Source organism: Nesterenkonia halobia, from assembly GCF_039536005.1.
Taxonomy (GTDB): domain Bacteria; phylum Actinomycetota; class Actinomycetes; order Actinomycetales; family Micrococcaceae; genus Nesterenkonia; species Nesterenkonia halobia.
The window spans coordinates 93,001-109,597 of the sequence record NZ_BAAAYG010000005.1; the positions used below are offsets into that span (position 1 = coordinate 93,001).

Annotated in this window: 15 protein-coding genes; 10 read left to right on the forward strand and 5 right to left on the reverse strand. The window is 73.4% G+C overall.

Going from position 1 to position 16,597, the window contains the following annotated elements; genetic code table 11:
• The first annotated feature begins 216 nt into the window (after nucleotides 1–216).
• The 4 genes from ABD652_RS06990 to tsaD all read left to right on the forward strand — a co-directional run bounded on the left by ABD652_RS06990 (nucleotide 217) and on the right by tsaD (nucleotide 4,019).
• A complete protein-coding gene (locus tag ABD652_RS06990) occupies nucleotides 217–1,566 on the forward strand; it encodes a Na+/H+ antiporter family protein (protein ID WP_344719643.1) in 1,350 nt (449 codons plus the stop codon).
• Between the two features lie 119 nt (nucleotides 1,567–1,685).
• Nucleotides 1,686–2,354, forward strand: a complete 669-nt coding sequence (gene tsaB / locus ABD652_RS06995) for a tRNA (adenosine(37)-N6)-threonylcarbamoyltransferase complex dimerization subunit type 1 TsaB (RefSeq protein WP_344719645.1) — start codon at nucleotides 1,686–1,688, stop codon at nucleotides 2,352–2,354.
• Complete coding sequence (rimI, locus tag ABD652_RS07000; protein WP_344719647.1) at nucleotides 2,351–2,872, forward strand: ribosomal protein S18-alanine N-acetyltransferase; 522 nt, start codon at nucleotides 2,351–2,353, stop codon at nucleotides 2,870–2,872. Before tsaB ends, rimI begins: the two co-directional genes overlap by 4 nt.
• Nucleotide 2,873: 1 nt before the next feature.
• Nucleotides 2,874–4,019: a tRNA (adenosine(37)-N6)-threonylcarbamoyltransferase complex transferase subunit TsaD gene (tsaD, locus tag ABD652_RS07005; RefSeq protein ID WP_344719649.1), complete on the forward strand. Its 1,146-nt coding sequence runs from the start codon at nucleotides 2,874–2,876 to the stop codon at nucleotides 4,017–4,019.
• A gap of 11 nt (nucleotides 4,020–4,030) precedes the next feature.
• Here the strand turns inward: tsaD and ABD652_RS07010 are convergent, their stop codons facing one another.
• Nucleotides 4,031–4,927, reverse strand: a complete 897-nt coding sequence (locus ABD652_RS07010; RefSeq protein WP_344719651.1) for a LysR family transcriptional regulator — start codon at nucleotides 4,925–4,927, stop codon at nucleotides 4,031–4,033.
• A 71-nt stretch (nucleotides 4,928–4,998) separates the two neighbouring features.
• Here ABD652_RS07010 and ABD652_RS07015 point away from each other — a divergent pair, with 71 nt between their 5' ends.
• The gene (locus ABD652_RS07015; RefSeq protein WP_344719653.1) at nucleotides 4,999–6,039 is read left to right on the forward strand and encodes a YeiH family protein; all 1,041 of its coding nucleotides are present in this window, start codon (nucleotides 4,999–5,001) and stop codon (nucleotides 6,037–6,039) included.
• Between the two features lie 16 nt (nucleotides 6,040–6,055).
• Here ABD652_RS07015 and ABD652_RS07020 read toward each other — a convergent pair whose 3' ends face one another.
• Nucleotides 6,056–7,243: a glutamate--cysteine ligase gene (locus tag ABD652_RS07020; protein WP_344719655.1), complete on the reverse strand. Its 1,188-nt coding sequence runs from the start codon at nucleotides 7,241–7,243 to the stop codon at nucleotides 6,056–6,058.
• A 178-nt stretch (nucleotides 7,244–7,421) separates the two neighbouring features.
• On the opposite strand from ABD652_RS07020, the gene ABD652_RS07025 reads away from it, so the two are divergent.
• On the forward strand, nucleotides 7,422–9,269 hold the full coding sequence (locus tag ABD652_RS07025) for a glycoside hydrolase family 3 protein (RefSeq protein WP_344719657.1): 1,848 nt from the start codon (nucleotides 7,422–7,424) through the stop codon (nucleotides 9,267–9,269).
• Nucleotides 9,270–9,463: 194 nt separating this feature from the next.
• On the opposite strand, the gene ABD652_RS07030 is transcribed toward ABD652_RS07025, so the two are convergent.
• The 3 genes from ABD652_RS07030 to ABD652_RS07040 all read right to left on the reverse strand — a co-directional run bounded on the left by ABD652_RS07030 (nucleotide 9,464) and on the right by ABD652_RS07040 (nucleotide 12,189).
• Nucleotides 9,464–10,057 (reverse strand): OmpA family protein, encoded by a 594-nt coding sequence (locus ABD652_RS07030; protein ID WP_344719659.1) that lies wholly within the window; start codon nucleotides 10,055–10,057, stop codon nucleotides 9,464–9,466.
• Nucleotides 10,054–10,689, reverse strand: coding sequence for a hypothetical protein (locus tag ABD652_RS07035; protein ID WP_344719661.1), 636 nt, complete (start codon nucleotides 10,687–10,689; stop codon nucleotides 10,054–10,056). Before ABD652_RS07035 ends, ABD652_RS07030 begins: the two co-directional genes overlap by 4 nt.
• Nucleotides 10,690–10,866: 177 nt before the next feature.
• The gene (locus tag ABD652_RS07040) at nucleotides 10,867–12,189 is read right to left on the reverse strand and encodes a THUMP-like domain-containing protein (RefSeq protein WP_344719663.1); all 1,323 of its coding nucleotides are present in this window, start codon (nucleotides 12,187–12,189) and stop codon (nucleotides 10,867–10,869) included.
• A gap of 222 nt (nucleotides 12,190–12,411) precedes the next feature.
• On the opposite strand from ABD652_RS07040, the gene ABD652_RS07045 reads away from it, so the two are divergent.
• From ABD652_RS07045 to ABD652_RS07060, 4 genes are read left to right on the forward strand one after another with little or no spacing between them, the layout of a single operon-like run.
• Nucleotides 12,412–13,464, forward strand: coding sequence for a siderophore ABC transporter substrate-binding protein (locus tag ABD652_RS07045; RefSeq protein ID WP_344719665.1), 1,053 nt, complete (start codon nucleotides 12,412–12,414; stop codon nucleotides 13,462–13,464).
• Nucleotides 13,461–14,552 (forward strand): ABC transporter permease, encoded by a 1,092-nt coding sequence (locus ABD652_RS07050; protein ID WP_425574555.1) that lies wholly within the window; start codon nucleotides 13,461–13,463, stop codon nucleotides 14,550–14,552. The genes ABD652_RS07045 and ABD652_RS07050 overlap by 4 nt, the downstream gene beginning before the upstream one ends.
• A complete protein-coding gene (locus ABD652_RS07055) occupies nucleotides 14,549–15,751 on the forward strand; it encodes an iron chelate uptake ABC transporter family permease subunit (RefSeq protein WP_344719667.1) in 1,203 nt (400 codons plus the stop codon). Before ABD652_RS07050 ends, ABD652_RS07055 begins: the two co-directional genes overlap by 4 nt.
• Nucleotides 15,748–16,503, forward strand: coding sequence for an iron ABC transporter ATP-binding protein (locus ABD652_RS07060; protein ID WP_344719669.1), 756 nt, complete (start codon nucleotides 15,748–15,750; stop codon nucleotides 16,501–16,503). Before ABD652_RS07055 ends, ABD652_RS07060 begins: the two co-directional genes overlap by 4 nt.
• Nucleotides 16,504–16,597: the final 94 nt, after the last annotated feature.

A 16,597-nucleotide genomic window follows, 5' to 3' on the forward strand; every position in this document is an offset into this window, starting at 1 on the left:
CGGCCACGCCGCGCCCCCTCGAGCCTCGAGGCGTCACGCGGTGCCGCATCGAGACGCCGAGGTTGCGTATGCTCCGGATCACAGTTTCAATAGGCAGGACGTGAGTACCACTGGATGAAATTGATGTGGGTCACGTCCTGACGTGGCCTCCGCGCCCCCGGGCGGTCGATCACGCCAGCCCTTTCCATACACCGTCGAGAACGAGGTGAGCCGAGAGTGTCCGAACTCCTCAATCCGGTCGTGCTCTCCGTGCTGGTCCTGGCCGTGCTGAGCCTGGCGCGGGTCAACGTCGTCGTCGCCCTGCTGATCGCCGCCCTGGTGGCCGGTCTGACCGGAGGGCTGTCCATCGAAGGGACCTTCAACACGCTGATCGAGGGCCTGGGAGGCCAGGGCGAGACCGCCCTGAGTTACATCCTGCTGGGCACGCTGGCGGTGATGGTCTCCCGCTCGGGACTGACCGAGAAGCTCATCCGCAGGGTCCTGCCGCTGCTCAAGGGCCCGCGGGCGGTGGTGCTCTTCGCCATCGCAGGGCTGGCGAGCCTCTCGCAGAACCTCGTGCCGGTGCACATCGCCTTCATCCCCATCCTGATCCCGCCGCTGCTGGCGGTCTTCGACCGTCTGCAGGTCGACCGGCGAGCCATCGCCACGGCGCTGACCTTCGGACTGAAGGCGCCCTACCTGCTCGTCCCGCTGGGCTTCGGGCTCATCTTCCAGGGCATCGTCGCCGACGAGATGACCAAGCACGGCATGGAGATCTCGGTCGGACGGATCCCGCTGGCCATGGCCATCCCGGTGGGCGGGATGGTCGTCGGCCTCGCGGTGGCCGTATTGATCACCTACCGGAAGCCGCGCGTGTACTCGACGGTCGCCGCCGGCCCCGGCGGCGTGGCGCTGCCCGATCCCGAGTCCACCGCGGCCGGCGAGGCAGGCGAGGCCCCGACGACGCGCTGGGGGCGCGGCGACGTCGTGGTGCTGCTGGGGCTGGCGGTGACGCTGGTGCTGCAGCTGGTCTACAGCTCGCTGGTGATCGCCGCTCTGGCCGGCATCCTGGTGATCTTCCTGCTGCGCGGAGAATCCTGGCGCGACGGCGACCCGATCATCGACCGCGGCGTGGCCATGATGGGCACGATCGCCTTCATCATGCTCATCGCCTCCGGCTACGCCGGGGTGCTCACCGAGACCGGAGCGGTGGAGTCGCTGGTCTCGGCGGCCGGCGACTGGATCGGGGGCAGCCAGTTGCTCGCCGCGGTGACGCTGATGCTGGTGGGCATGCTGGTGACCATGGGCATCGGCACCTCCTTCGGCACTGTGCCGGTGCTCGCGGCGATCTTCGTGCCGCTGGCGTCGAGTCTGGGCTTCAGCCCGCTGGCGACCGCCGCGCTCATCGGGGCGGCCGGCGGCATCGGCGACGCCGGCTCCCCGGCCTCGGACAGCACGCTGGGCCCGACGTCGGGGCTGAACGCCGACGGTCAGCACAACCACATCTGGGACACCTGCGTGCCCACCTTCCTGCACTACAACATCCCGCTGTTCCTCGGCGGGGTCGTCGCGGCGATGGTGCTCTGAGCACCCCTCTCGGAGGCGATGACTCGGCGGGACGGGTGGGAATGCGGCGGCATTCCCACGCTTTCCACGGAGTCATCCCCGGGTGCGGGACGGTGTCGGCGAGCCGATAGCATGGAGGGGTGCTGCTCGCGATCGACTCCTCCGCCGGGGCCTCGGCCGCCGTCACCGACGGCGAGGCCGTGCTGGCCCATCGGCGCACCGACGCCACCACCACCCACGCCGAAGTCCTCGCCCCGGCCGTGCGCGAGGTGCTGACCGAGGCCGGGATCCGCGGCGCGGAGCTCGACGGCGTCGTCGTCGGCGTCGGGCCCGGACCCTTCACCGGCCTGCGCGTCGGGCTGGTGCTGGCCCACAGCCTGGCCGAGGCCTGGGACCTGCCGCTCCACGGCATCGGCAGCCTGGAGTCCCTCGCCCGCCGCGCGGCCCGCCACGGGCTGACCGGCGAGTTCCTCGTCACCGCCGACGCCCGACGCCGCGAGGTCCACTGGGCGCGCTGCCGCGCCGCCGACGGCGCCGCCGAGCTGCTCGACGGCCCGCACGTCGGCCCGGCCTCCGACCCGGCCGCCCGCGGCCTCGGCGACCTGCCGGCCGTCGGCCGCGGCGTCTCGCTCTACCCCGAGGACCTGACCCCGGCGCCCGGCCTGCCCGAGGAGGCCGCCCGCTGGACCGCCGACGCCGCCGAGCTGGGCCAGCTGGCCGCCGCCGGCGCGGTGCTGCGCGATCCGCTGCCGCTGTACCTGCGCGAATCCGACGCGGTGGCGCCGACGGCGCGGAAGGCGGTCTCATGAGCACCGGAACGCACGAGGATCCCGCCGCCCCGACCGTCCGCGCGATGACTGCGGACGACGTCGCCGCCGTGACGGCGCTGGAGCAGCGGCTCTTCCCGCACGACGCCTGGCCGGAGTCCTTCTTCCGCGAGGAGCTCGCCGAAGTCGCCTCCGGCACCCGGCAGTACTGGGTCGCCGTCGACGCCGACGGGGCGGTGCTCGGCTACGCCGGACTGATGTGCGTGCTGCCGCTGGCCGACGTGCAGACGCTGGCGGTGGCCCCCGAGGCCCAGGGCCGCGGGCTGGGCACGCGGCTGCTGCGGCTGCTGGTGGACACCGCCGCCGCGCGCCGCGCCGACCAGGTGCTGCTCGAAGTCCGGGCCGACAACCCCGGGGCCCAGGCCCTCTACGCCCGCGAGGGCTTCGCGGCCATCCACACCCGCCCGCGCTACTACCCCGACGGGGCGGACGCGCTGATCATGCAGAAGCCGCTGCGCGATCTCGACGCGCCGACGTCGGCCTCGACGCTGAGGAGCTGAGATGACCCCCGCTGCCACCGATGAGACGTCCGGCGCCGCCGGCGCGCCGGAAGCCCCGCTGGTGCTCGGCATCGAGACCTCCTGCGACGAGACCGGGGTGGGCATCGTCCGCGGCACCGAGCTGCTGGCCAACGCGGTCTCCTCCTCGATGGAGGAGCATGTCCGCTTCGGCGGGGTCATCCCGGAGATCGCCGCCCGCGCCCACCTGGAGGCCTTCCTGCCCACGCTGCGCCGGGCGCTGACGACCGCCGGAGTGGAGCTCGACGACGTCGACGCCGTCGCCGTCACCGCCGGGCCCGGACTCGCCGGGGCGCTGATGGTCGGGGTCTCGGCGGCGAAGGGGCTGGCGCTGGCCGCCGACAAGCCGCTCTACGGGGTCAACCATCTCGTCGCCCACGTCGGTGTCGGGCTGCTGGAGGGCCAAGGCAGCGCCGGCGGCGCCGACGGCGACGGGGCCGCGCCGACGCTGCCTCCGCGCACCGGCGCGCTGCTGGTCTCCGGCGGGCACACCGAGATCCTGCGCGTCGGCTCGCTGACCGACGACGTCGAGCTGCTCGGCGCGACCATCGACGACGCCGCCGGCGAGGCCTACGACAAGGTCGCCCGGCTGCTCGGCCTGGGCTACCCGGGCGGGCCGGCCATCGATCGGGCGGCCGCCGACGGCGACCCGGCGGCCTTCCGCTTCCCCCGGGCGCTGACCATGCCGAAGTTCGTCGGCACGGCGGAGGACCCCGGGAAGCATCGGCACGACTGGTCCTTCTCCGGGCTGAAGACCGCCGTGGCCCGGGCGGTGGAGCAGTTCGAGGCCGCCGGCCGCGAGGTGCCGACCGCCGACATCGCCGCGAGCTTCCAGGAGGCGGTGGTCGACGTGCTCACCGCCAAGGCCGTCCGCGCCGCGACCGAGCACGGGCTGACCACGCTGCTGCTCGGCGGGGGAGTGGCCGCCAACCGCCGGCTGCGCGAGCTGCTGGCGCAGCGCTGCGCGGCGGCCGGCCTCGAGCTGCGCATCCCGCCGGTGAGCCTGTGCACCGACAACGGGGCGATGGTCGCCGCGCTCGGCGCCCAGCTGGTCGCCGCCGGCGTCGCGCCCTCGGCGCTGGACATCGGCGCCGACTCCTCCCAGGCGGTGGAGCGCATCAGCGTCTGAGGCGCCGCGGCTCATCCGGCCTCGGCGACCTCCAGCAGCCGCGCCGCGGCTCCGGGCGGGTGCCGCGGCCCGTTCCACACTGCGGTCAGCGGCCGCCGCACCGGCGCGCCCGCCAGCGGCACGCGGAGCAGCTCGCCGGAGCGCAGCTGGTCCTGCACCGCCAGGGCGCTGAGCACCGCCGGTCCGGCGCCCGAGCGCACGGCGATGCGCACGGCCGCATTGCTCCGCAGGATCTGGGCGGGAGCGGTCATGCCGCGGGCGCCGACCACCGTCTCCAGGGCCTCCCGGGTGCCCGAGCCGTCCTCGCGGACGACCAGCGGGGTGGCGACCAGCTCGTCCAGCGTCACCGGGGCCGAGCGCTCGGCCCACGGGTGGTCCGGGGCGATGACCAGGACCAGCTCGTCGTCGCGGACGGTGCGCGCCTGCAGATCCCCGGGCAGATGCGGGGTCTCGACGAATCCCAGCGGAAGCCGCCCCTCGCGCACGCCGGCGAGCACGGCCGCGGAATTCTGCACGCTCGGGTCCACGGAGATCGCCGGGGCGCGACGGCGCAGCGCGGCGAGCCAGGCCGGCATCAGATGCTCGGCGATGGTCAGGCTCGCCCCGACGCGCAGCGCCGCCACATCGCCCTGCTGCTCGATGGTGCGCCGCCAGTCCATGAAGGTCTCGGCGGCGTCGAGCAGCCGGCGTGCCTGCGCGAGACAGCGCAGACCGGTCTCGGTGGGGCGCGCCCCGTGCGGGTGCCGGTCGATCAGCCGCGCGCCGACCTGGGCCTCCAGCCGCGCGATGAGCCGGCTGGCGTTGGGCTGGTGCAGTCCGCGGCGACGCGCCCCGGCACCCAGGCCGCCCTCCTCGACGACGGCGACGAACAGCGCGAGCGCGGGGAGGTCAGGGAGGTCGTCGGTCATATCAGGATCATATGCCCCGGTGCCGATCGGCCGTCTACCGGAGACGCCGGCCGGCTGGCAGAGTGCTCAGCATGACCACAGCCGCGCCGTCGCCCCGGACCGCCGATTCCGGAAGCGTCCGGAGCGCGGGGAGCGGCCGGATCCCGGGCATCCTCCTGGGCGGCGCCGTCGCGGGGCTCGCGGCCGCGTGCGGCCCGCTGCTGCCCGGGGCGAGTCCGCTGATCCTGGCCATGGTCGCCGGCGTGGTCCTGGCCAACACCGTCGGCCCGCCGGCCGCGGCCGGTCCGGGGCTGACGTTCTGCTCGCAGACGCTGCTGCGCGCTGGCATCGTGCTGCTGGGCCTGCAGATCGTCCTCGGCGACATCCTCGCGCTGGGGGCGGGGGCCTCGGCGGTGCTGGTCGCCGTCGTCGTCTGCGGGATGCTCGGGACGCTGCTGATCGGTCGGGCGCTGCGCCTGCCGTCGTCGCTGACGCTGCTGGTCGCCTGCGGGTTCTCGATCTGCGGCGCGGCGGCGGTGGGAGCCGCCGCCGGCGTCGCGGATCCGCGGAGGGAGCGCGACCAGGACGTGGTCACCGCTGTGGCCCTGGTGGTGCTGTGCGGGACCCTGATGATCCCGCTGCTGCCGCTGGCGGCCGCGTCGCTGGGACTCGACGCCGCCGACGCCGGGCTGTGGGCCGGCGCCGCGGTCCACGAGGTCGCGCACGTCGTCGCCGTCGGGGCGGTGCTCGGCGGCGACGCGCCGGAGACGGCCGTGGTGGCCAAGCTCGGCCGGGTGCTGATGCTCGCGCCGGTCGTCGCCGTGCTGGGCCTGCACCTGCGCCGCCGCGGGGCCGTCTCGGCCGGCGGGCGGCGCCCGCCGATCGTGCCGCTCTTCGTCCTCGGCTTCCTGGCGATGGTCGCGCTGCGCTCCGCCGTGCCGACTCCGGAGGTCGTCCTCGACGTCGCCGCGGCGGCGCGCACGCTGCTGCTCGCCGCGGCGATGTTCGCCCTGGGCTGCGGGGTGCGGCTGCGCGCACTGGTCGCCGTGGGGCCGCGACCGCTGATCCTGGCCGGGCTGTCGACGCTGCTCGTCGCCGCCGTCGCCCTGGGCGGAGTGCTGCTGGTCGGCTGAGCGGCGCCGGCCGGGCTCAGCGCCCCAGCGTGCCGTCGGGGCCGCGGCGCAGCGTCCCCTCGATCGAGGCTCGGGTCAGCGCCGCCGAGTCCACCACCACCGGGTGCAGATCGCCGGCGTGGGCCGCGGCGACCTCGCGCTGGCGCTGGTATCCGGCGCCGTCGCGCATCATCTGCTCGACCAGCCCGAGCTCGTCGACGCAGCCCAGCTCCGCGGCCACCGGCTCCAGCCGGTTCAGTTCGCGCATCAGGTGGTCGGTGACCAGCTCCTCGGTCCCGGCGGCGTCGAGGATGATGATCGCGTCGAGGCCGTAGCGGGCCGCCCGCCACTTGTTCTCCTGGGTGTGCCAGGGCGGCATCGTCGGGATCCTCCGGCCCTGTTCGACGTCGCGGACGATGGAGTGGACCAGGCACTGGGTCAGCGCGGCGATGCCGGCGATGTGCTCCAGCGTGGCCAGCCCGTCGCAGACGCGCATCTCCACCGTCCCCAGCCGCGGCACCGCTCGGATGTCCCAGCGGACCTCGGAGACGTCGTCGATGACCCCGGTGTGGGTCATGTCCTCGACGCAGCCTTCGAAGCCCGACCAGTCGTCGAACTGGAAGGGCAGCCCGGCGGTGGGCAGCTGCTGGAACATCAGCGCCCGCTGCGAGGCATAGCCGGTGTCCTCGCCGGACCAGTAGGGCGAGGAGGCCGAGAGCGCCTGGAAATGCGGATAGTAGTTCAGCAGCCCGTCGACGGCGGGCATCGCCTGGCGCCGGTCGGTCAGCCCGACGTGGACGTGGACGCCGTAGATGACCATCTGCCGGCCCCACCACTGGGTGCGGCGGATCAGCTCGGCGTAGCGCTCCTTGTCGGTCACCGGCTGCTCGCGCGGCGGGGCGAAGGGGTGCGAGCCCTGCGAGTAGAGCTCGACGCCGAGCGGGTCGCAGTGCCGCTGCACGCACCGGGCCGTCTCGCGCAGCGAGGAGATGCCCTCGTCGACGGTGTCGCAGACGTCGGTGATGACCTCGACCGTGTTGGTCAGCAGCTCGCGCTTCACATACGGGTGGTCGTCCTCCGGCCCGAGGCTCGGCATCTCGTCGTGGCAGGCGGTGAGGATGTGGTCGGCCACCGAGCGCAGATCGCCGGTCTCGCGGTCGACGAGGGCCAGCTCCCACTCCAGGCCCAGGGTCGAGCGCTCGGACGGGGCGAAGGGCAGGTCCACGGGCAGCTCCTCGGCGGGTCGGGCCGCGGACCGGAGCGATCGGGGACCGGACGGCGCGGCGGATTCGGCAGCGGTGCGGCGACGGCGCCGGCGGATGTGCAGGCTCTCACGATACCGGCCCCGCCGCAGTGCCCGGCGACGGCGCCGCGACCAGGCTCGACTCGTTACAGTGGTCGGCATGACGCACACCCTCCCGCGCCGGCGCGCGGCCGCCGTCGGCCTGGCCCTGTCCCTGCTGCTCACCGGCTGCGCGGCCGGCGGCGACGACGGCTCGGGAGCGTCGGGCCCGTCGGAGACGACGGCCGGCGACGGAGGAACCGACCAGGGGCTCAGCGCCGAGCAGCGTCGTGAGCAGCGCCGTCGTGAGGCGCAGCAGCAGCGCGAGCAGGCGCTGGCCGGCCCGGCGGAGGAGCACCGCGAGCAGGCCGAGGAGCTGGTCTCCGAGATGAGCGCGGCCGAGCGGGCCGGGCAGGTGCTCGTCGGCCAGTACGACGGCGTCGACGCCGCGGCGATGGCCGAGCAGATCGAGCGGCTGCACCTGGCCGGGGCGATCGTGATGCCGCCGAACGTGCCGACCGGAGCCGACGGCGGCGTCGACGTCGAGACGCTGAGCGGAGAGCTGGAGCGGCTGCAGGCCGCGACCGACGACGAGATCCCCGGCATCGTCGCCGTCGACCAGGAGGGCGGGCTGGTCACCCGGGTCGGGGAGCCGCTGACCGAGTGGCCGACGCCGATGGCCTACGGGGCCGCGGCCGCCGGCGACGGGTCCGAGGGTGACGGGTCCGAGGGTGAGACGTCCGAAGGCGACGGGCCCGACGGCTCCGGACTCGCCGTCGCCGGACACCGGGCGATGGCCGCGGATCTGGCCGAGCTGGGCTTCACCATGGACTTCGCCCCGACCGCCGACGTCACCGTCGGGCCGGCGGATCCGACGATCGGGGCGCGGTCGTTCAGCACGGATCCGCAGCTGGTCGGGGAGCTGTCGCTGGCGGCGACCCGCGGCCTGGCCGCGGGCGGGCTGGCCGGTTCGCTGAAGCACTTCCCCGGGCACGGCTCGGTGGAGGAGGACTCGCATGTGGCGCTGCCGCGGCAGGACGGCTCGCGGGAGCAGCTGCGCGAGCGGGACTGGAAGCCCTTCGCCGCGGGGATCGAGGCCGGGGTGCCGATGGTGATGATGGGCCACCTCGAGGTGCCGGCCCTGGAGGAGGACGTGCCGACGTCGCTGTCCGCGGCGGCGTATGGAGAGGTCCGGGACATGGGCCACGACGGGGTGATCGTCACCGATGCGCTGAACATGGGGGCGATCGTCGACGGCTACGGGCCGGCGCGCGCCCCGGTGCTGGCGCTGCAGGCCGGAGCGGACCTGCTGCTGATGCCCTCGGACGTGACCACCGCCCATGCGGCGATCGTCGAGGCCGTGGACTCGGGCGAGGTGTCGGAGGATCGGCTGCGGCAGGCCGCCGAGCGGGTGGTCGCGCTGCAGCTCTGGCGGGAGGAGCTGGCCGACGGCGAGCTCGCCGCCGGGCCGGGCGTGGAGGCCCCGGAGGTGCTCGCCGAGGAGGACGAGGGCGGCTCCGACGGCTCCGACGGCTCCGCCGATTCTGACGGCTCCGCCGGCTCCGACGGTTCCGCAGAGGTCGCGGGCGAGCTGGCCGGGGAGTCGGTGACGCTGGTCTCCGGCACCTGCGGTCAAGACCTGGCGAGCGAGGGGATCCGGATCCTCGGCGGGGACGCCCAGGATCGCGCGCGGCTGTCCGCCGCCGCGGAGGAGGCCGGGATCCCCACCGGACGGGGGATCACCGTCCGGCTGATCGGCGGCGGCCAGGGCGCGCCCGGCGGCGACGTCGCCGTCGCGCTGGACCGGCCGTCGTCGCTGGAGGGCGCCGACGCCGCGACGCGGATCGCACTCTACGGACGGACGCAGGAGTCCTTCGCCGCACTGGTCGAGGTGCTCTCCGGCGCCGAGGCCCCCGGGCGTCTGCCGGCGTCGGTCGGCGAGCTGGGCGTCGGCGACGGCGGCTGCTGAGCCCACCCGCCCCGGCTCCGCCGCCGTCGTCGCCCCCGCCGCCCCCGCGATGAGTCCGTGGAAAGTGTGGGAATGCTCGCTCATTCCCACCCGTGCCACGGAGTCATCCTCAGGGCGGGCGGCGGTGTCAGCGGCGGTGTCAGCGGCGGGGCAGGGCCCGACGACGGCGGCCTCTCGACCCTCGCCACGGCGGGTCAGCCGCCGGAGTAGCGGATCTCCACGCGGCGGTTGGCCGCCAGCGTGCTGGGATCCTCCGGATCCTCGGAGACGGCGGGGTCCGAGGATCCGGCGCCGGAGACCTCGAGCTCCAGATCGGGGCGGGCGGCGGAGACCGCGTCGGCGACGGCCCGGGCCCGATGCTCCGAGAGCTCCGCGTTGTCGAAGGCCTCGCCGGTGGGCGTGGAGTCGGTGTGGCCGGTGATCGTCACGGCGGCGCCGTCGGGGACGTCGGCGATCAGCTCGGCGATGCTCTCCTCCGCGGAGCTCGGCAACTCCCAGGCGTTGACCTCGAAGAGGATGTCGGTCGCCAGGTCGATGACCGTCGACCCCTCCTCCTCGCGGGTCTGTTCCAGCGGCTGGACGGAGTCCTCGAGGCTTCCCGTCGTCCACCGGTGGACTGACGCGTCGATCCCGCTCTGTGTCCATGCGTGGACCGAGTCGTCGATCGCCGAGGAGCTCGGGGCGGGGAGATCATCCGGCGAAGTCTGGCCCGCGACGGTCCCGACAGCGCCGGCGACCACTCCCGCGAGCGCCGTCGCACCGAGGCGGAGGCCCGTCGCGCCGATCATGCGGACTCCTCGATCGGCACGTCGGTGAACTCCGGCATGTCGGAACGGAGGCGGACGTCCACGCTGTCGATCTCATCCTGGGGAGCGGCGTAGACGCCCCACCACACCATCGGCTCGCCGTTTCCGGTCTCGAGGCCCTCGGCATGCCACCACGTGGCGGCGCCCTCGGTGATGATGGAGTACTCTTTGAGGTTCTCCCGGTCGACCAGCGTGGGGGCGAAGCGGTGGACCCCGAAGATGTCGCTGAGGGTGATGGAGTCGTCGTCGCCCTCCAGCTCCGGGGTGATCACCACGCGCAGCGTCATCGTGTCGTCGTCGACGGTCAGCGAGTGCATCCCGAAGCTGACGGTGCCGTCGACGCGGGTGGGCTCGTAGTCCTGCTCGGCGAGCACCTGCGAGGCATCGACCGAGGCGACGGCGACGTCGTGCTCATCGTCCGCGGCGTCGCCGGACGCCTCGCCGGACGGCTCCTCGTCCGATCCCCGGTCGCTCGGCCGGTCCCGGGTCTCCTGCTCCTGGGGCGCGTCTCCGACGTCGGTGCTCTGCTCCTCCTCGGCGGATCCGCCGCAGGCGGTGAGCATCAGCAGCAGGGCCGCGGCCGTGGACATGGTCAGGGTGGCGGTGCGTCGCATGGTGTTCCCTCATCAGTGCGATCTCTCGTCGAGCGAGGCGAGTCTAGAGCCGGCCGGGGAGGTCTGCAATGCAGGAGCAGGCGGCCGTCGATCCCTTCAGCGATGACTCCGTGGGACGTGTGGGAAAGTCGCCGCTTTCCCACACGTCCCACGGAGTCATCTCCAGGGGCGGCGTCGTCAGCGGCGGGGGAGGGGCTCGACGACGGCGGCCACGCGGTCCTCGCCGAGCCGGGTGATCACCAGGGTGGCCGCCGCGCCGTCGCGCTTCTTCCTCCCGCCGAGCAGCTGGGTGCGCAGCTGCTCGGGCACGACGTCGACGCCGCGCTTCTTGATCTCCAGCCGCCCGACGCCGTGCTCGGCGACCCAGCGCTTGAGCCGCTTGACCGAGAAGTCCAGCACCTCGACCACCCGGTAGGCCCGCACTGTGGCGGTGGAGGCGGCGGCCTCCGTCTCCTCGGCGTCGAGGCAGAAATAGGCGATGTGCTCGTCCAGCATCCGCCCGCCCAGCCGCTCGGCGAGGTCGGCGACCAGGCCGGCGCGGATCACCGCGCCGTCGGGCTCGCAGAGCAGCCCGGTCAGCCCGGCGACGCCGACGGCCTCGCCCTCCGGCGCCGCGGTGAAGTCCTCGCCGCTGGTCAGCTCCTCCACGGCGAGGCCCGCGTCGTCCGTGCTCTGGTGACCTGCGGTGCGCAGCACCGTCGCCGCACGCCGGACCCCGGGACGGGCCAGGGCGTTGAACCACAGCACCACCTCGACCACCTGGCCGTCGAGGCTGACCCACTCGGCCTCGCAGTCGGCCGGGATGAGCTCGTGGGGCAGCCCCGGGCCCAGCTTCACGCCCAGCGGCGCGCCGGTCGCAGCCAGCTCGGTGACCAGGCTCAGCGGCGGAGAGAAGGTCTCGGGATCCCAGAGGCGCCGGGTGCGTCCGCCGGCGGAGCGGCCGGCGTCGACGTCGCGGCGTGCCGGGTCCAGCCACAGTCCCCAGCCGAGGGAGCCCGCCCGGCCGGGATCGAGGAGCCGGCGGGCGGCGACGAAGTCCTCGGCGACGGTGTGCTCCACTCGGGCCTCGGGGAAGGCGGCGAGGTTCATCGTCGCCGCCGCCGCGGTGGTCTCGTCGGACTCGACGGCCACGACGTCCAGTCCCAGGGCCGCGGCGGCCATGGCGTCGGCGCCGAGACCGCAGCCCAGATCCGCCACCGAGGTGACTCCGGCGTCGCGGAAGCGGCGGGCGTGGCGGGCGGCGACCGGCAGGCGCGTGGATTGCTGCAGGCCGTCGTGGGTGAAGAGCATCCGTTCGGCGAAGTCGCCGAACTTGGCCCGCGCGTCGCGGCGCAGCCGGGACTGGGTCAGGGCGGCGGCGACCAGCTCGGCGTCGTGGCCGGCGTCGCGCAGCCGCTGGTTCAGCGTCATGGAGGCGGCGTCGTCATAGACCGGCAGGGAGTTCAGCAGCTCCCACCCGTCAGGAGTGAGCACCGGCGCCAGCGGGGAGGTCTCGGTCATCGCGCTCCACCCTAGCGCGGGGCGGGTCCCCGGGGCAGGGCGGAACGTCGCGTCATATGCGAGACGTCCAGGGGTGCATATGCGTATGCTCTTAAGGCGTTAGGTGAGGCTAAGTTCGTCGAAGGCGTCGGTGCACCCAGGGGCGACGTCGACGGCGCCGGACCTCCTCCGGCAGGTCCCCGCCCGACGCATCCGATCATCACTCGTCCTTCAGGAGGAACTGTGCTCGTCACTCGCGCATCCCGCAGCGCCGCCCCCGCCGCCGTCGCCCTGCTGGCGCTGACCGCCTGCTCCGGACAGGCTTCGGCCGATGACCCCGGGGCCGGCTCGTCCGACTCCTCGGGGTCCTCCGAGGCGGCCGCCGTCGAGGTCACCGACAACCACGGCACCCACGAGGTCGACCAGGACTACGACTCGGTCATTGCCACCGACAACCGCTCCTTCCGGATCCTGGAGGAGCTCGGCGTCGAGCTCTCGGCGGCCCCGCGCCAGCTGATGGCCGACGAGGTCTCGTACAAGGACGACGAGTCGATCCTCGACATGGGGCTGCACCGCGAGCCCGACCTGGAGCAGGTCGTCGCCGCCGAGCCGGATCTGATCATCAACGGCCAGCGCTTCGCCCAGCACCGCGAGGACATCGCCGAGCTGGCCCCGGAGGCGACGCTGCTGGAGTTCGACCCGCGCGACGGCGAGCCCTTCGACCAGGAGCTGATCCGTCAGGTCGAGGCGCTGGGCACCGTCTTCGGCGAGGAGGAGGCCGCCGCCGGGCTCGTCGAGGACTTCGAGGCACAGATCGACCGGGCGAGAGAGGCCTACGACGGCGAGTCCTCGACGATGGGGCTGCTGACCTCCGGCGGCGACATCTCCTACGTCGCTCCGACCACCGGCCGCGCCATCGGCCCGGTCTTCGACATCCTGGGACTGGAGCCGGCGCTGGAGCAGACCGGCGAGGACGAGTCCCACGGCGACGACATCTCGGTGGAGGCCATCGCCGCCGCCGAGCCGGAGTGGCTGCTGGTGCTCGATCGCGACGCGCAGATCGCCGCCGGCGAGGACGACTACACCCCGGCCGCCGAGCTCATCGAGGAGTCCGAGGCGCTGCAGGACGTCCCCGCGGTGGAGGAGGACCAGATCGTCCACCTGCCGGCGAACTTCTACACCACTGAGGACATCCAGGCCTACACCGAGTTCTTCGCGGACTTCGCCGACGCGCTGGAGTCCGCCGGCGAGACCTCGGGCGAGACCTCCGACGAGTCGGAGGAGTCCGACCAGTGAGTCGGCCCTCCGCCGAGACGGCCCGTCCGTCGTCGCCCGACGTCGCGGCCGTCCGCGACGCCGACGACGACGGGCGGGCCGCCGCGCGTCGCCCGATCGATCGTCGCCCGACCGGGCCCCGGCCGACCGGGCGGCGGCTCGGCGGCCGATGGTTCCTGCTCGGCGTCGCCGTCACACTGGTGCTGCTGGGCTGCTCCGTCGCCGTCGGCCAGTACGACGCCTTCAGCGCCGACGGCTTCTGGATGGTCGGCATCACCCGCATCCCGCGGACGATCGGCCTGATCCTCGCCGGGGCCTCGATGGCGATGTGCGGGCTGATCATGCAGCTGCTGACGCAGAACCGCTTCGTCGAGCCCACCACCACCGGCACCACCGAGTGGGCCGGACTCGGCCTGCTGCTGGTGATGATCGTCGCCCCGCAGGCCAGCCTGACGGTGAAGATGCTCGGCGCGACGACGATGGCCTTCCTCGGCACGATGGTCTTCTTCCTCTTCCTGCGCCGGGTCTCGCTGCGCTCCTCGCTGGTGGTGCCGATCATCGGCATCATGCTCGGCGCCGTCGTCGGGTCCATCTCCACCTACCTGGCGCTGATGACCGACATGCTCCAGACGCTGGGGATCTGGTTCGCCGGGTCCTTCACCTCGGTGATCCGCGGCCAGTACGAGGTGCTGTGGATCGTGCTGATCGTCGCGGTGCTCATCTTCTTCGTCGCCGATCAGTTCACCGTCGCCGGGCTCGGCAAGGAGACCGCGACCTCCGTCGGGCTGAACCACGGCGCAGTGGTGCTGCTCGGCACGGCGATGGTCGCCGTCGCCACCGGAGTGACCGCCACCGTGGTCGGCACGCTGCCCTTCCTGGGGCTGGTGGTGCCGAACCTGGTCTCGATGATCCGCGGCGACGACCTGCGCTCGAATCTGCCCTGGGTCTGCCTGGCCGGCATCAGCGTGGTCACCGCCTGCGACCTGCTGGGGCGCACGATCCGTGCGCCCTTCGAGATCCCCGTCGGCCTGGTGCTCGGCCTGGTCGGCTCGGTCGTGTTCGTGGCGCTGCTGCTGGTGCAGCGGCGGAGAGGAGCGATCAGCACATGAGCCCGCAGTCCTCGCCGGCCTCGCCTGCGACGGTTCCCGCGACGCGGCGCCCCGGCCCGGAGACGGAAGACGACGCCGCCGACGCGACGAACGACGGCGCGGCCCTCGACTCCGCTGCCCCCGACGGCGCGGCCTCGCCCGCCGCGACCGCGTCCGCCGCCTCCGCGCCGCGGCCCGTCGAGGGCGCCCCGCGCTCGCGGGCGCGCGCGACGCGACCGGACGGCCGCCGCGGCCGTCGGCGTCGGCTGGTACTGCTGGTCGGGCTGGCCGTGCTCGCCGTCGCCGCCTCCGTGGGGGTGCTGACCTGGGACAACCCGATGGAGGTCGGCTCCGAGGGGTTCTGGCTCATCGCGCAGATGCGCGTCGAGACGCTGGTGTCCGTCGCAGTGGTCGCTGTCGCCCAGGGCGCGGCGACGGTGGCCTTCCAGACGGCGACGCACAACCGCATCCTCACCCCGTCGATCATGGGCTTCGAGTCGCTCTACACCGCCGTGCAGACCGGGGCGGTGTTCCTCTTCGGCATCGCCGGTGCCACGATGGTCGTCGGCCTGCCGCAGTTCATGCTGCAGGCGGTGCTGATGGTGGCCTTCGCCTCCGCGCTCTACGGCTGGCTGCTCTCCGGACGGTTCTCCAATTTGCACCTGATGCTGCTGGTCGGGGTGGTCATCGGCGGAGGGCTGGGGTCGCTGTCGACGTTCATGCAGCGGCTGCTCACGCCCTCGGAGTTCGACGTGCTCACCGCCCGGATGTTCGGCAGCATCGCCAACGCGGAGTCGGCGTACCTGCCCTATGCGCTGCCGGCGGTGCTGGTGGTCGCCGCCGTGCTGTGGCTGCGCGGCCGCCGGCTCGACGTCGTCGCCCTCGGCGCCGACGCGGCGACCAGCCTGGGGCTGAACCACCGGCGCGAGGTCATGCTCATCCTGCTGATGGTCTCGGTCCTGATGGCCATGTCGACCTCGCTGGTCGGGCCGATGACCTTCCTCGGGTTCCTGGCCGCGACGCTGACCTACCAGCTGTTCGACACGCCCTCGCACCGGCTGCTGCTGCCGGCGGCGGGGCTGGTGGCCTACACCATCCTGACCGTCGCCTACTTCCTGCTGCGCCATGTCTTCTACGCCCAGGGCGCGGTCACGATCATCGTCGAGCTGATCGGCGGCGGCGTGTTCCTGATCGTGCTGATGAGAAAGGGGCGCCTGTGATCACCCTCGACGCAGTCACCAAGACCTACTCCGCGGAGGTGTCCATCGGGCCGGTCTCGGCGGAGATCGCCCGCGGCGGCATCACCGCGCTGGTCGGCCCCAACGGGGCCGGCAAGTCCACTGTGCTGACGATGATCGGCCGGCTGCTCGGCGCCGACGAGGGCACCATCGAGGTCGGCGGCCACGACATCGCGACGACGCGCTCGCGGACGCTGGCGACGGTGCTGTCGATCCTGCGCCAGGAGAACCATTTCGTCACCCGGCTGACCGTCCGCCAGCTGGTGGGCTTCGGCCGCTTCCCGCATTCGCGGGGCCGGCTCACCGCGGAGGACGAGCGGCACATCGACGCCGCGATCGACTTCCTGGACCTGGCCGACCTGCAGGACCGGTATCTGGACCAGCTCTCCGGCGGCCAGCGGCAGCGGGCCTATGTGGCGATGGTGCTGGCCCAGGACACCGAGTACGTGCTGCTCGACGAGCCGCTGAACAACCTGGACATGCAGCATGCGGTGCAGATGATGCGCCAGCTGCGCCGCGCCGCCGACGAGCTCGGCCGCACTGTGGTCGTGGTGCTGCACGACGTGAACTTCGCCGCCCACTACGCCGACCGGATCCTGGCGATGCAGGACGGTCAGGTCGTCGAGCACGGCGCCCCGCGCGAGATCATGACCGACGAGGTGCTCACCCGCGTCTTCCACACCGAGGTGCAGGTCGTCGAGGGCCCGCACGGCCCGCTGGCGGTGTACTACTGAGCCTCGGTTCGACCGGACCGGCCGGGAGAGACCGGCCCGGCGGGGATGACTCCGTGGGAGGTGTGGGAAAGCGCGCGTGTTCCCACACCTCCGG

Excerpts from the sequence above, each read along its gene's own strand:
- rimI (WP_344719647.1), top strand. The coding sequence starts at position 2,351 with ATGAGCACCGGAACGCACGAGGATCCCGCCGCCCCGACCGTCCGCGCG.
- ABD652_RS07055 (WP_344719667.1), top strand. The coding sequence starts at position 14,549 with ATGAGCCCGCAGTCCTCGCCGGCCTCGCCTGCGACGGTTCCCGCGACG.
- ABD652_RS07015 (WP_344719653.1), top strand. The coding sequence starts at position 4,999 with ATGACCACAGCCGCGCCGTCGCCCCGGACCGCCGATTCCGGAAGCGTC.
- ABD652_RS07035 (WP_344719661.1), bottom strand. The coding sequence starts at position 10,689 with ATGCGACGCACCGCCACCCTGACCATGTCCACGGCCGCGGCCCTGCTG.
- ABD652_RS07030 (WP_344719659.1), bottom strand. The coding sequence starts at position 10,057 with ATGATCGGCGCGACGGGCCTCCGCCTCGGTGCGACGGCGCTCGCGGGA.
- ABD652_RS07040 (WP_344719663.1), bottom strand. The coding sequence starts at position 12,189 with ATGACCGAGACCTCCCCGCTGGCGCCGGTGCTCACTCCTGACGGGTGG.
- ABD652_RS07010 (WP_344719651.1), bottom strand. The coding sequence starts at position 4,927 with ATGACCGACGACCTCCCTGACCTCCCCGCGCTCGCGCTGTTCGTCGCC.
- ABD652_RS07025 (WP_344719657.1), top strand. The coding sequence starts at position 7,422 with ATGACGCACACCCTCCCGCGCCGGCGCGCGGCCGCCGTCGGCCTGGCC.
- tsaD (WP_344719649.1), top strand. The coding sequence starts at position 2,874 with ATGACCCCCGCTGCCACCGATGAGACGTCCGGCGCCGCCGGCGCGCCG.